Origin of the sequence: Hymenobacter aerophilus DSM 13606 (assembly GCF_000382225.1) — a bacterium.
GTDB classification, from domain to species: Bacteria; Bacteroidota; Bacteroidia; order Cytophagales; family Hymenobacteraceae; genus Hymenobacter; species Hymenobacter aerophilus.
Genome location: NZ_KB907812.1, coordinates 35,367 through 50,045, shown reverse-complemented (window position 1 = coordinate 50,045; position 14,679 = coordinate 35,367). Strand labels below are relative to the sequence as shown.

At 62.3% G+C, this 14,679-nt stretch carries 10 protein-coding genes and 1 riboswitch; of the genes, 3 read left to right on the top strand and 7 right to left on the bottom strand.

Annotated elements, in window-relative coordinates; translation table 11 throughout:
- The first annotated feature begins 13 nt into the window (after window positions 1–13).
- The 3 genes from H145_RS0111115 to H145_RS0111105 all read left to right on the top strand — a co-directional run bounded on the left by H145_RS0111115 (window position 14) and on the right by H145_RS0111105 (window position 4,028).
- On the top strand, window positions 14–256 hold the full coding sequence (locus H145_RS0111115; protein ID WP_019948223.1) for a DUF6952 family protein: 243 nt from the start codon (window positions 14–16) through the stop codon (window positions 254–256).
- A 156-nt stretch (window positions 257–412) separates the two neighbouring features.
- Complete coding sequence (locus tag H145_RS0111110) at window positions 413–1,381, top strand: zinc dependent phospholipase C family protein (protein ID WP_019948222.1); 969 nt, start codon at window positions 413–415, stop codon at window positions 1,379–1,381.
- A gap of 298 nt (window positions 1,382–1,679) precedes the next feature.
- Window positions 1,680–4,028, top strand: coding sequence for a patatin-like phospholipase family protein (locus tag H145_RS0111105; RefSeq protein ID WP_019948221.1), 2,349 nt, complete (start codon window positions 1,680–1,682; stop codon window positions 4,026–4,028).
- Window positions 4,029–4,237: 209 nt separating this feature from the next.
- Here H145_RS0111105 and H145_RS20965 read toward each other — a convergent pair whose 3' ends face one another.
- The 7 genes from H145_RS20965 to H145_RS22795 all read right to left on the bottom strand — a co-directional run bounded on the left by H145_RS20965 (window position 4,238) and on the right by H145_RS22795 (window position 14,386).
- The gene (locus H145_RS20965; RefSeq protein WP_019948220.1) at window positions 4,238–5,077 is read right to left on the bottom strand and encodes an aquaporin; all 840 of its coding nucleotides are present in this window, start codon (window positions 5,075–5,077) and stop codon (window positions 4,238–4,240) included.
- Between the two features lie 85 nt (window positions 5,078–5,162).
- Window positions 5,163–5,927, bottom strand: coding sequence for an alpha/beta fold hydrolase (locus H145_RS0111095; protein WP_019948219.1), 765 nt, complete (start codon window positions 5,925–5,927; stop codon window positions 5,163–5,165).
- Between the two features lie 103 nt (window positions 5,928–6,030).
- Entirely contained in the window at window positions 6,031–7,488 is a 1,458-nt protein-coding gene (locus tag H145_RS24500; protein WP_169513184.1) for a T9SS type A sorting domain-containing protein, read from the bottom strand.
- A gap of 1,395 nt (window positions 7,489–8,883) precedes the next feature.
- On the bottom strand, window positions 8,884–10,566 hold the full coding sequence (locus H145_RS0111085) for a GMC family oxidoreductase (protein ID WP_019948217.1): 1,683 nt from the start codon (window positions 10,564–10,566) through the stop codon (window positions 8,884–8,886).
- Between the two features lie 119 nt (window positions 10,567–10,685).
- Window positions 10,686–11,279: a gluconate 2-dehydrogenase subunit 3 family protein gene (locus H145_RS0111080; RefSeq protein WP_019948216.1), complete on the bottom strand. Its 594-nt coding sequence runs from the start codon at window positions 11,277–11,279 to the stop codon at window positions 10,686–10,688.
- 257 nt (window positions 11,280–11,536) lie between these two features.
- Complete coding sequence (locus H145_RS0111075) at window positions 11,537–12,532, bottom strand: SDR family oxidoreductase (protein ID WP_019948215.1); 996 nt, start codon at window positions 12,530–12,532, stop codon at window positions 11,537–11,539.
- A gap of 102 nt (window positions 12,533–12,634) precedes the next feature.
- On the bottom strand, window positions 12,635–14,386 hold the full coding sequence (locus tag H145_RS22795) for a PA14 domain-containing protein (protein ID WP_083937765.1): 1,752 nt from the start codon (window positions 14,384–14,386) through the stop codon (window positions 12,635–12,637).
- Window positions 14,387–14,548: 162 nt separating this feature from the next.
- Window positions 14,549–14,660, top strand: a riboswitch (SAM riboswitch).
- The last annotated feature ends 19 nt before the right edge of the window (window positions 14,661–14,679 follow it).

Below are 14,679 nucleotides of genomic sequence, written 5' to 3'. Positions count from 1 at the left end.
GCTGCCCGTTGCCATGAAAATGCCCGTTATCCGCCACCTGGTGGAAACCCAGACCCTGGAAAGCCTGATGGCCGCCGAAGAGGCGATACTGGAGGAGCAGACGCCCGCCTTCGAGGTAGAAGGCGAGGACGAAGGCGAGCAGCTGACGCACGTGTTTGCCGCTATCTTCATCCTCAACCACATGCAGGACCACAAATCCGACTTCAAAACGGCCCTGCGCGAGTACACCAAAAAGGTGCGCGTGAGCATCAGCTAGGCGTTTTAAGCCAAATAGAAACCCGCCTGTCATCCTGAGCAGAGCGAAGGACCTATACAGAAGCCAATCAATGGATATAGCTTCTGTATAGGTCCTTCGCTGCGCTCAGGATGACAGGCGGGTTTCTTTTGCCCCAAAAAACGCTTACCTTCCTTCATGCGTCGCCTTGCTCCCTTTGTGCTCCTGCTCTGGCTGGTGCCGGCCCCGGCCCGGGCCTGGGGGTTTTTCGCGCACCGGCTCATCAACCGGCTGGCCGTGTACACGTTGCCGCCCGAAATGGTGGGCTTCTACAAGGCCAACATCGACTACCTGACCACCAACGCCACCCGGCCCGACTCGCGGCGCACGCTGGTGCCCGGCGAGGCGCCCCGCCACTTCCTCGACCTTGATGCCTACGGCGACTCGGCCGCCTACCGGCTGCCCCGCTCGTACACGGATGCGGTAGCGCTGATCGGCGAGGATTCGCTCCAGCGCCACGGCATTGTGCCCTGGCAGATAACGCGCATGAAGGGCCAGCTGACGGCCGCGTTCCAGGCCCGCGACACCGACCGGATTCTGCACCTGTCGGCCGACTTGGGCCACTATATTGCCGATGCCTGCGTGCCGCTGCACACCACCCGCAACTACAATGGCCAGCTTACGGGCCAACGCGGCATTCATGGGTTTTGGGAAAGCCGGCTGCCCGAGCTGCTGAGCACCGGCTACGACTTCTTTACCGGGCCCGCGCCCTACCTGGAGCGGCCCACTGACGTAGCCTGGGCCACCGTGGCCCGCTCGCACGCCGCCCTCGACTCGGTGCTGCGGTTTGAGCGGGAGCTGAGCGCTGAGTTTTCGGAGGACCGCAAGTACGGCTTCGAGCAGCGCGGCAACGTAACGGTGCGCACGTACTCGCGCGATTTTGCCCGCGCCTACCACCAGCGCCTGAGCGGGCAGGTAGAGCGCCAGATGAAGCTGGCCGTGCGCCTGGCGGGCGCGTTCTGGTACACGGCCTGGGTGGATGCCGGCCAGCCCGACCTCGACAAGCTGCCCCGCACGCCCTCCGAAAAAGAGCAGCAGCGCCTAGCCCTCGAAGCCAAGCAGCTCGAAGCCGCGCCCGTTCGCGCCGCCGCCGGCCACGAGGACTAAAGGTGAGATGGTGAGATAGTGAAATGGTGAGTTGACCGTCTGTCATCCTGAGCGCAGCGAAGGACCTATATAGAAGGCATTACTTGATATTAGCCTCCGTATAGGTCCTTCGCTGCGCTCAGGATGACAGACGGTCAACTCACCATTTCACTATCTCACCATTTCACCGTCTATGTCCGTTCTTTGCAGCCCCAATAGCTACCGGAAGCCGTTGGCTGCCAATGCTGCGCCCGGCCGGATAACTCCTTGCTGCGGGCTGCGTAGGAAGCGGACTTCCTGGGGACTTCTACCGAAAAATATGCGGAAAATTTACTGCGTGCTGGCCCTGCTGGCACTATTGCTTCCGGGTGCCGTGCGGGCCCAGAAAGTGGGCCTGGTGCTGAGCGGCGGCGGCGCCAAGGGCCTGGCCCACGTGGGCGTGCTGCGGCAGCTGGAGCGCAACCAGATTCCGATTGACTACATCGTGGGCACCAGCATGGGCGCCATTGTGGGGGCCATGTACGCCGCCGGCTACTCGCCCGACGAAATTGAGCGCATTGTGCTGCGGCCCGAGTTCCAGACCTGGGTGTCGGGGGCGCCGCTGGAGGGCAAGGTGTTCAACTACTACGATGCCGACCCCACGCCCGCCCCGCTGCACCTGCGCCTGGCCATCGACTCGGCCTTCCGCATCAACGTAACGCCGCGGCTGGTGAATGACGTGACGCTTAACTACGTGCTGGCCACCATGCTGGCCCCGGCCGGCGCCATTGCCGACTACAACTTCGACAACCTGCTGGTGCCCTACCGGGCCGTGGCCACCGAGGTGTTCACCCGCGAAAAGGTCATTCAGCGCAGCGGCTCGCTCTCCGACGCCGTGCGCAATTCCATGGCCTTCCCGCTGGCCTTCCGGCCCATCCGCCAGGCCGATGGCCGCTACCTGTTTGACGGGGCCGTGGTGGATAACTTCCCGACCGACGTGATGCGCAAGGAGTTTCAGCCTGATATTATGATTGGGGTGAACGTGGGCGACGTGGCTTTCAAGAAGTACCCCAAGGAGCGCGACGACCAGCTGCTGACCTCGACGCTGCTGTTTCTGGGCTCCAACGTGGCCGATACGTCGTCGGTGGGGCGCAACGGCATCTTCATCCAGCCCGATCTGGCCGATATTACGGCGGCCGATTTCGGCCAGGTGAAGCGCCTGATTGAGCTGGGCGTGCAGGCCGCCGACCGCAAGATGGACGAGCTGAAAACCAAGATTCCGCGCCGCCAGGATACGCTGGCGCTCCAGGCCCGGCGGCTGGCGTTTCAGCAGCGGGCCCCCGGCACCGAGTTCAAGCAGATAACCGTGCAGGGCCTGCCCCAGGAGCAGCAGGAGTTTGTGCGCCGCTTTTTCCAGCGCTCCGGCTCGAACTACTACACGCCCGGCGACGTGGAGGAAGGCTACTACCGGCTGGTGAGCAACGACTTTTTCAACAACGTATACCCGCGTATCCGCTACGATACCAAGCAGCAGGGCTATGTGCTGGGCGTGGATGCGCGCCAGAACTCCAACCTCACGGCCGACCTGGGTGGCGTGCTCTCGACCCGCTCGATGAGCAACCTGTACCTGGGCGTGGGCTACCGCTACCTCAACCGCTACCTCTACAGCGTGGAGGCCAACGCCACCATCGGGCGCTTTTATAACGGGGCGCGGGCGTCGTTTCGGGTGAGCATTCCGGGCAACGTGCCACTGTATTTCGAGCCGGTATTCACGTTCAACAACTTCAACTACCAGGACACCAGCCCGCTGCTGAAGTCGCGGGCCCAGAACTCCCAGATTCAGCAGCGCGACGTGAAAACGGTGCTGCAGGTGGGCTTCAGCCCCAACTACCGCAGCCGCTACGTGCTGAGCGGGGGCGTGTTTACCAACCGCGACCAGTTTGCCAACACCGACGAAATCAGCAGCAACGCCACCCTCGACCAGAACCGCCTGCAGGGCGCCACGGCGGCGCTGGATTTCGAGCGCAACTCCCTCGACCGGCGGCAGTACGCAGTGTCGGGCCGGCGCGTGAAGTTTGGCGTACGCGCGGTGCGGGGCCAGGAGCGCTACACGCCCGGCAGCACGGCCGTAACCGAGTACGGCCAGGCCCTGGACGGGCGCCGCAAAACCCAGCAGTGGCTGAAGCTGAGTTTGTTCAACGAGCAGTATTTCACCTTTAATAAGGTGGACTCGGTGGGCCGCAAAGTGCACGCCTGGGGCTACCTGACCGAAGTGCAGGCCACCACCCAGGGCCCGTTTGCCACCTACCGCTCCTCGCTCACTACCTCGGCCGCCTTCCTGCCCCTAGCCGACTCGCGCACGCTGTTTCTGGACCACTACCGGGGCACGGCCTTCGCGGCGGTGGGCCTGCGCTACATCAAGGAGGTGCTGACCAAGCTGGAGTGGCGCTCCGAGGTGTACGCCCACACGCTTATCCGGCCCTGGGAGCGGCAGGCGGATAACCCGCTGCTGCCCGAGCGCGTCAACGGCATCAGCCGGCCCTATCTCACGCTGATGACCGGTTTCGTGTACCAGTCGCCGGTGGGCCCGCTGTCGTTGCAATTCATCCACTACGACGAGTCGCAGCACCAGTTTGCCGTGTTCGGCCACATTGGCTTCCTGCTCTTCCGCAACCGCGCCCTGGACTAGTGGTGAAGTGGTGAGGTGGTGAAATGGTGAGTTGATGTTTTGGGGGCCTGTCATTCTGAGCAAAGCGAAGGACCTTATCTGGCAAGACGAGTCGTTGGGACGGTCGTTCAAGCAGGATAAGGTCCTTCGCTTTGCTCAGAATGACAGGCCCCCAAAACATCAAATCACCATCTCACCAAATCACCACTTCACCGAATCACCATCTCACCTCACTCTACCGGGTGTTGTGGGGGCTCCTCGCTGGTATTGGTGGCCGTGTGGTCGCCGGAATTAGAGGCGGGGCCGGCAATACTGGAGCCCGAGAGCGGCGAGTCGCGGAACAGCAGCTGGAATAGCACCGCCGCCAGCCAGGCCGCCAGCGGGGGCGCCACCCAATACACCCACAATGCTCCGTAATCGTGGGCGGCCACGGCCGAGCCCAGGCTGCGGGCCGGGTTGAGGCTCATGCCAGAATAGGGCGTTTCGACGACGACGTACAGCGCCAGCAGTGCCCCCAGCAGCCAGCCGGCCAGGTTCTGGAGCCTCTGGGTGTGCAGGGCCAGAAACAGCACGGCCACCATAATAAACGTAATCAGAAACTCGGCCCCAAAGGCCACTGCCATGCCTTCGGGGCCCGGTTTCGTCAGTGCATAATCGACTTTGGGATGCGCGAAGTAGCGGCCCAGCAGCCCGAGCAGTGCCTGCCCGGCCAGCAGCGCGCCGGCTACCTGGGCCAGCAGGTACCAGCAGGCATCAGCGAGCCGGATCTTGCCCAACTGCCAGAAGGCTAGCGTGACAGCCGGATTCACGTGGGCTCCCGAGCGTTTGCCCCACGGACTGTACACGATAACCACCACCGTCAGGCCCACTACCAGCCCGATAACAGCGCGACCCAGCACCTCGTGCCCCGCCAGCTGCCGGGCCAGCCACCAGTCGGGATGATTGACGGCCGTCGTAATAAAGCCCGCCATAAACAGGAACAGAAAGATGCCTGCTGCTTCCGTCAGGTAATTATTCCAGTGCCGTTTGGCCGATACAATCAGGTGGGCTAGGAAACCGGGGTGGCGCACAGGCAGAAGCGGGAGTAGCGTGGAGGCAGGGCACGGCAGGCATAAGGCGCCTAAAGCCCGGCCGGCAGCTCAAACAACCTCCTGCTTACCGTTTGGTTTGCTCCTGAGCAAATTGGCGCAACAGCGCGGCTACCTCCTCGGGCGCCTCGTAGGGCAGCAGGTGCCCGGCGCCGGCAATCAGTTCCAAGGGCGTATCGGGCGGCAGCAGCGGCAGCGTTTCGAGGCCGTGTACCGAAGGCGAAAGCACGGCGTCCTGGTCGCCGGCAATCAGTGCGCAGGGCACCTCAACGAGTACCATGCGGGCGCTGATATCCTCGCGGCTGCCGCGTAGCAGCCAGGCTTCCCAGGCCGCCCGCGAACTGGCCAGGTTATCGGCTACAATCTGCCGGGTGGCAGCGGCCAGCAGGGGCCGGGCCGTGATTTTGCGAACGGTTTTCTCGGCCTCCGCCGGTTTTCCCCAGGCCTGCAGGCTGGCCTGCCGGTCCTCGTCGGTCATGGGTTCGGGGCCGGGGGGCGAGGGGCTCAGCAGTACCACGCCTGCCAGCCCGGCGGGTTGGCGGGCGGCCAGCTCCAGCGCAATCTTGCCGCCCATGCTGTGGCCCACCAGCACGTAGCGGCCAGGGTTTTCGGCCTCGATGAAGCCGGCCACCGCATCGGCGTAGGCGGCTACCGAAAAGCCGTGTGGCGGGGCCGGGGCGCCGCCAAAGCCTCCCAGATCGGGCGCCAGCAGGCGGTAGTCGGGGGAAAGCAGGCGGGCCACCTGGTCGAACTCGTGGCCGGCGCCGGCCCAGTAGTGCAGGCCGATAAATGTGAGCGAGTCGGGCATAGTAAGCGGCTGTACGAAAGCCATGCGTCAATGGCTGAGGCGACGCTGACTTCCGGGTGGGTAAACGCAAAGGGCGGCCCCTTCCGGAGCCGCCCTTTATGTCTGTTAATCAGCCTTAGCTGGGCCGTTACTGCTTGCTTACCCGCAGCACTTTGGCTTCGCCCGAAGGCATCAGCAGCCGCACCAGGTAAATACCACTTTTCAGGCTGCCCGCATTCGGCAGGCTCAGGTCGTTTACGCCGGCGTCCAGCTGCAGCGTGTGCTGGCCTACTACGCGGCCCGTCATGTCGGTTACCGTAAGCTGGGCCGGACCGGCGGCGCTGGTGTTGGCCGTCAGGGTCAGTACCTGCCCAAAGGGGTTCGGGAATGCCCGAACTTCGGCCTTGCTCAGCGCCGCACCACCATCAAACGTCACCGCTTTGGGGGCAAAGTAGTGGTCGGTGCCGTCGAGGTCGATCTGGCGCAAACGGTAGTAGCGCACGCCGGATTTACCAGCTTCAGTGTCCGTGTAGCTGTAGCGCTGCAGTTGGTTGCTGTTGGGGTTAGCGCTGGCCACCGAGGCCAGCGTCCGGTAGTTGCGGCCGTCGTTGGAAACCTGCACTTCGTAGCCCCGGCTATTCAGTTCGGCTACCGTTTCCCAGGTAATTTCGGCGTTGTTGCCCATGCGCTTGGCATTAAACGCCGTGAGCGTAACGGGCAACGGTGCCGTAAGCTCGCTGAGCGAGAAGATACCGAACGTGGTGACATTGGTTTTCGTCAGGATGTTGGCACTTTTATTAAGGGCATCACGACCCAACTGACCAAACATATCGCCGTTGGAAGTAGAAACGAACAGGGCTAGCTTGTTTTCATCAAGGGTCTGATTGCCCGGAATAAGGTTGGTTAGCTCGTTGTCGAGGTAGCGAAATTGCATTGTCGCGTTCAGGCCGCCGGTTTCACTCTGGGCGTTGCCGGGAAGCACATCGAAAATGCGCCGGATAGTAGGTCGGCTGTTAGCCCCATTATTAACGGAGGCGTAGTTGGTCGCCGTGTTGCGCAATACCGTTACCACGCCGGGCGCGTTGCCAATAAAGGTCAGGGTAAGGCCGATGTTACCAAATGGCTCTGGCTGGCCAACGCGGGCAACTTCGCTGATTTTCACGTAGCCGCGCAGGAAGGACGTTTCGCTTTCACCCTCAATACGGCCTGCCGGAATACCGGTATTGTTGACGTTGGTGGAAGGCGCCAGCTGCACAAAAGACGTGTTGATGGAGGCAATATTGGTTTCCAGAATACCCTTGATGAACCGTAGCGTACCTCCCGCCTTAACCGTGAAGTTGGTGGTCAGGCTCTTAATGCCGCTACCGTCAATTTCTACATTCACCAGGCCCGATACTGAGCCACTGATGGTCTGGTTGGCGCCGGTGAAGGCAATAGTGGTATTGGCGCTCTGCTTGAAGCTGTCCTGCTGGTTGTTGAAATCACCAAAAACCTCCAGACGGCCTACTACCAGGCTGCTGATGGAGCGCTGGGTAGGACTGCTACCCAGCATCGTAAAGTTGCGCGTCTGGGCAGGACCGGAACTGCTGTTGTCGTAACCGGGCACTGGGGTTACCACGACTGAGGTCGTACCGTCTGAATTCTGAATAACGGTTTCACGCGTGCTGGCCGGCTTAACCGCATTACTGTAGATGTTGGGGTATTGTACCGTCGAGCCTGAACCGAAATCGGGAATCGTAGCATCTTTGCCAGGATTGGGCACACCATTAGTCCAGTTGCGCGCGTCAAACCAGTTGTCATCCTCCCCACCAGTCCAGGTAGTAGATGTTGGTGGCTCGGTGGGGCGAATGCCGATTACAGTGAAGCTAGCTTGGTAGCTCCCCCCCCCCTCGGGGTCAAGTTTGCTGAAGGTCTTTTTGGTTGTGGTATTAAAACCGTTAGCTCTAAAAGATACCGCTATAGAATATTCTCCAGGAGGTAATAATCCCCCACTACCATTCCCAGCCAGCAGGTTCTCGTTCGCCATATCGGCTAAGAACGTCTTGTCACCAGTAGTGTTGGTCGGGGCGCCCAATCGTATTATCTGGGGTCCGTTAGTTGGGTCACCATTCTCATCAGTCACCTCATAAAAGAGGATGCCACTCCGGATATCATCAGGCCCTGCTTGCGTTGTGGATAAAGTGCCCCCATTCAGTAAAAGGGTTGTATTGAAATCCGAGACATTAAATGAACCCAGATACTCCCCATCAAAGTCGGGGCTAGGATTATTACGACCATTATAGGTTTCATTACCTTCCTGAGGGCTATTTATACCTCGATCTATAAAAATAGACGAGCCAGTAATGCTACTGTTCTGCTGAGCGCGGGCCGTAAAGCTCGTGCTCATAGCCACAAACAGGGCAAGCAGGGGCAATAAGCGTTGCCAAGCGTGTCTCGGCGCTTGGCCGACAAAAGTGAATAGGGATGATTTCATGATAAAGGGGGCAAAAGAGTTTCCAGATTAGGGACATGCGTCATGGATCAGCCTGACGCATTTGGTCCCCTATACGGAAAGACAAGTATATGGCTGGGTTTTTTGTATAAAAAAATAATTAAAATGGAGTATTCCTGTAAAAACACAAAATGCACACTCGTTTTATAGAAGCATTTGGAATATAAATATGACTTTGTAAAGCTGGGTGGATGATATACAAGCGGGTTTTCAATGCTGGTATCGTCTGAAATAATGCTGTTTTCCTATAGTGGGAAAAGTCCAGTGCCGATTCCGGCCTATTTGTTCTGGCTGAAGTAGAGAACTGACTATAACCAGTTGATATCTGGCCTCCGCTAAACCAGAAGGCCCCGAAGCTGAGCTTCGGGGCCTTCTGGTTCTAGATGTTGAGTTTCTGCATAATGACTGGCGTGGCCTGATGGTAGATGGCCGCTACCCAGTAGTTCACTTAAGCTAGCTTACAACCTATTGGGGCTCAGTAGATGCAGTGTTCAAACTGCTGGCACGCGCTTACTTCCTCGCATTTTCCAGGAATCTGTCGGCGGTGCGCAGGCTGAGGGCCATGATGGTAAGGGCTGGATTGACGCTCAGAGCGCTTGGGAACACCGAGTTGTCGCAGATGTAGAGGTTGGGCACGTCAAAGGCGCGGCCATCAGGATTCACTACCGCCTCATTGGCCGAGGTGCCCATGCGGGCCGTGCCGATGATGTGGGCGTAGCGCTCGAAAGCCCAGATGTCCTGCGCGCCGGCGGTTTCCCAGATCTGGCGCATCGTGCGCTCGGCGTGGCGGTTCATGCGCTGCTCGTTTTCCTGGGCCGTGAAATGCACGCGGGGCTTGGGCACGCCGCGGGCGTCCTTTTCGTCGCTGAGCTCCACAAAGTTATCGGTGTGGGGCAGGCAGTCGCCCAACACGTTAATGCCGGCAATGTGGTTGTAGTTGCGCATGTAGTCGCGCAGTTGCTGGCCCCAGAGCTTGCGCTGCCGCACCATCTGGGTGGCAAAGGTAACGGGCATTACCCCAATGCTTTGCAGCAGGTAGCCACCGGCAAAATCGGCATCCTTGGGCCGGTGGGTGTCCTCGGAAATCAAACCGCCCGGAATGCCTTTGTAGGGCCGGGTGTCCTCGGGGAAGGTGCCCCACACCTGCATACCCACATGGGCCATGAAGTGCTTACCTACCTGACCGCTGCCCATCGCCAACTCGTTGAGCAGCAGCAGACGGGGCGTTTCGATGGCGCCGGCGCACAGAAACAGGTTGCGACAGCGCTGCCGCACCGTGCGCCCGCCCTGCTCGTACACCACGCCCGTTACCTGGCCCGTGGCGTCGCGCTCAATCTCGGTTACGTAGGCCCCGGTCCGGATTTCGGCGCCGTACTGCTCGGCCAGGGGCAGAAACGTAACGTCCATGCTGGCTTTGGCGCCGGTGCTGCAGCCGGCCTGGCAGAAGCCGCGGTTGGTGCAGGCTTCGCGCCAGCCCACGCCCTCCTGGTAATAGCGCGCCGAGAGGGCCGCATTGGCCGCCGGCGAGGTCCGGATGCCGAGCTGCGCGCAGGCCCGCTCCATGAGTTGGGCGGCGCCATTAAGCGGCAGCGGGGCCAGCGGGTAGCCCTTGCGGCGGCCGGGGTCCCAGGGGTAGGGCGTAGGGCCCGAAATGCCCAGGAAGTGCTCGAGTTCCTCGTAGTAAGGCTCCAGCTCCTCAATGCCGAAAGGCCAGTCGACGCCCTGGCCGAACTCGGTGTGCAGCGTCAGGTCGCCGCGGTGGGCGCGGGGCGTGTAGGCGGTGTAGTGCAGCGTCGAGCCGCCGTAGCCGATGCCCGAGTTGTTTTTGCCAAACGCCACCGGGTTCTGGCCGGCCGACAGTCGCTCGTCGTTCCAGAAGAGGAAGTTCTGGGCTTTCTCATCGGTGGCAAACTCGGTTTTGGGGTCGTGGCGGGCGCCGGCCTCCAGGGCCACCACGCGCAGGCCGGCCTGCGCCAGCCGGGCCAGCAGGGGCGCACCGCCCGCGCCGGTGCCAATCACGAGGCAGTCTACTATTTCATCGGGGTCGGGCAGGGGGGCGGGCTGTTCCAGCGGGTCGCGGCTGGGGTCGGCCTGCAGGCTGTTTTCTTCGAGGATTTCGCGCAGCAGCGGGTCCTGTATTTCGGGTTGAATAGGCGTCAGGGTGCCTTCTTCCAGCGTTTCTTCGTCGGGCATGAGCGGTGAGATGGTGAGGTGGTGAAATGGTGAGTTGATGTTGGAGTGGCGCAGCCAGCCCGGATGGTGTAACAGGAGCAGTCAGAACAACAAGCTCACCATTTCACCACCTCACCATTTCACCGTTCTTCCGGTTCGCGGGGCTCCAGCTCATTCAGGCCGATGCGCTGCCAGCCGGGGACATCGGCCATGCCTACGTAGCCGATTTCCTCCTGGGCCAGCGGGTGGGCGTAGTAAATTTCGGTCAGCTCGGCCAGCATTTCCTCAAAGAAGCGGTCCTGGGGCAGCTGGCTCCAATTTTCGCCGGGTGCTTCGGCGGCGGCCAGCAGCGCGATAATGCTGTCCTGCCGGGCCTCATCCAGTTCTGTAAACGCCTGCTGAAACCGGGCCTGGGCCGCCTGGTTGATGCCACCCAAACCGAGTCGGTAGGCCTCGCGGTCGGGTGGCATGGAGTCGTAGCGCCAGCCGTCGGCGTCGCCCCGTAGCAGCCGCGCATCTACCCCGGAAGCCAGCGAAATCGGCGTTTGGCGTTCGGGCTGCGGGAAAATACGGGCGGCTACGGCCTGCAGCAGCCGATAAGTATCGGCATCGAAAAACTGCGGCTCATAGGCAAGCGGCGCTTCCAGCCGTTCCTCCAGCGCCGCCCGGGTAGCGGGCGTCACGAGGTCGGTTTCCAGCAGGGCCCGGACGGTGCCTTCGGGGTAATGGGGCATGAGGTGAGGGGGTTCGAGGTGAGATGGTGGGTTGGACCTTTTGGCGGCCTGGTCGCGCGAGTGGCGCGAATGAAGCAAGCGGCCGAGAAGCCAGCAGGAGTCAGAAGCGTAACAGGCAAGAGGTACAGTTGTGTTTCGAGTGGTCGGCGGCGGCCATTTGGCAGCCCTGGTCTACTGGCTTTTCGTGCCGGCTCCCTGTTTGCGCCGACCGGCCCCCGAAACATCAACTCACCAACTCACCATTTCACCACCTCACCTTACGCGTCGGTGCTGAGCTTGCCGCCGGTTACCTGCACCAGCGAGCCGGTCATGAACGAGCCGTCCTGCGAGGCCAGCAGCACGTAGGCGGGCGCCAGTTCTTCGGGCTGGCCGGGACGGGCCAGAGCGACTTCGTGGCCGAACTTCTCGATTTCATCCTTGGGCATGGTGCCCGGAATGTTGGGCGTCCAGACCGGCCCCGGCACCACGCAATTCACCCGAATGCCCCGCTCGCCCAGGCTCAGGGCCAGGCTCTTGGTGAAGGCGTGGATGGCGCCCTTGGTGCTGGCGTAGTCAATCAGAATCGGAATACCCGTGAGGCCCACAATGCTGCCGGTGTTGATGATGCAGTCGTGCTTTTGCAGGTGCGGCACGGCGGCCTGCGCCATCCAGATGTAGCCCAGAATATTGGTATCGAAGGAGCGGCGAATCTGCTCCTCCGGGATGTCCTCGAACTTCTGCTGCGCCATCTGGAAGGCGGCGTTGTTGACCAGAATATTGAGGCCGCCCAGCTCGGCGCGGGTGCGGCGCACCGCCTCTTTGCACTGCTCGGGCTGGCGCACATCGTGCTTCAGCAGGATGCACTGGCGGTTCTGGGCTTCCACGAGACGCTTGGTTTCCTCGGCGTCCTGGGTGTTTTCGTTGTAGAGCACCGCCACGTGGGCGCCTTCCATGGCAAAGGCCACGGCCACGGCCCGCCCGATACCCGAGTCGGCGCCGGTTACCAGCGCCACTTTATCCTGGAGCTTGCCGGCGGGCCGGTAGGTGCTGAAGGCCATGCCCGGCTGCAGCTCCATATCAGCCTGCTTGGCCGGATAGGGCAGCTTCTGGGCATGCTTTTTCATGTCCTTGGCCGTGGGGTGGTCCACGGGCTTGGGCGCTTTATCGGCCGCCTGGGCGGCTTTTTTAGCGGCGGGTGTAGCGGCCGAGTCGCTGGCGGGCTGGGCGGCGGAAGCAGATGTCTGGGCGGGGGCGGAGGTCTTTTTGGTAGCCATAGAAGTAGAGTGGAAAGGAACAGCGTGGTGCTGAATCTTACGCGAAACCGGCCGACACGTTTGGTAAACCCCAAATTGACCCCTCAACTGCCGCTGCCGTTGCTACCGCACCACCACCACTTCCACCCGGCGGTTGCGGGGCCGCAGCTCGGGGTTGCGATTATCGGCCACCGGGTAGGCCCCGCCGTAGCCCACGGCCGTCAGGCGCAGCGAGTCGATGCCCTGCTGCACCAGGTAGCGGCGCACCACCCGCGCCCGCTGCTGCGACAAAAGCCGGTTGCGGGCCGCGTCGCCCACGTTATCGGTGTGGCCGACCACCTGCAGGCGCAGCGCGGGCTGCCGGCGCAGGGTTTGGGCCAGCTCGTCGAGCACGGGCCGCGAGGCGGGCAGCAACTCGGCGGTGCTCTGGCTGAAGTACAGATTGGGCAGCGTGAGGGCCGCACCCCGGCGCAACGTGGCCAGTTCGGTCAGCACCGGGCGGGCGCCGCGGTCGGCATCTGGCGGCGTGGGCCGGGAAACGGGAGTTGTAGCGGGCCGCGGACCCGAGCGTCGGGCCACCACCGCTGTCTTTGGCGTGGGTTTCGGAACCGGCTGGGGCGGTGGGGTGGGTTTCGGCGCGGCGGCTACGATTGGTGGCGGCGGGGGCAGTTCGGGGTATAGGTACTGCTGAGGCACCACCCCGGGCTTCCGGCTTTTGGCTGCCGCCCGGGCCCGGTTATAGGTGGCCGGCTGCCCTAGCTCATCGGGCCGAAGCCACGAAAAAACGGCCCGCGACACCCGGCCCCGCACATCCTTATACGCCAGATCCACGGCGTAAAACTTGCCCGCCTCGTAGCGTTGCGTTACGTCTACCGGAATCGGGGTGCCTTTTTCCACGCCGAAGTATTCAGGCTCGTACTTGGTCATGCGCAGAATATCGGCGCTGGCTAGGTTGACATCGTGGGCATCATCCCATTCGGCGTGCAGAATATAAATGCCTGTCTCCGGGGCCCGCACATAGCCCGTGTAGCGCACCGAAAAGCCCTGCGGCGGTACGCCCGGCGCGGGCGGACCGCCGCGCCAAGTGGCGTTTACTGTCGGCTCGATGCGGTGGTGTATCACCGCGCCGTCCGGCTGGCCGGCGTAGTAGCTGGCGCGCAGCCCCGAACCGGCAGGTACTGGGCCGCTTACGGCTGTGCCTTGGGCCAGTGGCACCGCCATATCGGGCCCCGTTGCCGCGCCCCTGACTACGCGAATGGTGCCGCCGGTAGGGGAGGCGCGGGCCGGCCTAGCTGCTACCGGGGCGGGTGGCAGGGGCCGGGCCGTGGGCGGCAGCACCGCGTACAGGTAGCGGGTCGGGATGGGCTGCGAGCCGGTGGCAGCATCAGCCGGCACCCAGGCCAGCCGGGCCCGCGAGTCACGCTCTTTCTGGTAGTATTCGACGCGCAACGGATAGTAGCGGCCGGCTTCGAGCCGCACCCGGCCGGTAGCGGCGGTGGCCGCTTGGTCGCGCCAAGAATTGATGACCGACCGGCCGCCCACCCATACCCGCATGCCATCGTCGGCGGTAGTTTGCAGCAGGTAGAAACCAGTAATGGGCGCGTAGAGCCAACCCGTCCAGCGCACCGAGAAACCCTCGCCCGGCACGCCCGGCCCCGGAGCTACAAAGTAATTGCCTCGCTCATCTTTAGTCCAGTTGAAATCGATTTGCGCATCCTGGCGGGTGAGAACCAACTGCTCGAAGCGCGGACCGGCGAAATACTGGCCCCGCAGCCCGGTGCCGGGTGTGGCGGCCTGCTGCTGCGCCGCAGCTGGCAGGGTCAGCAGCAAAGCGACCGGCCGCAGCCAATGGAGAAGGCGGATAGCAAGGCGCATGGGTGGCGGGTAGCAAGTGATAAAGAAAGACCGAAAGGCCCCGGCAAAATGTTCATAAATCCTCAGACCCGGCAGCCCGCCGGCCCGGCGAACACCCACTTGCCTCAAAAGGCCACGCGCCTACCTTGGCGTTTCCGGCATTCGGCGCTATCTTCGCCCCGTTACTTATCCAGAAAGACCGAGGGATTGGGCCCGATGACGTCTTAGCAACCTGCCACAAACAAGGTGCTAATTCCCTTTTCAAGCCGCCTGGCGGTCTGGAAGAAGATAAGTGCGGAACCGGCCTCGTGCCC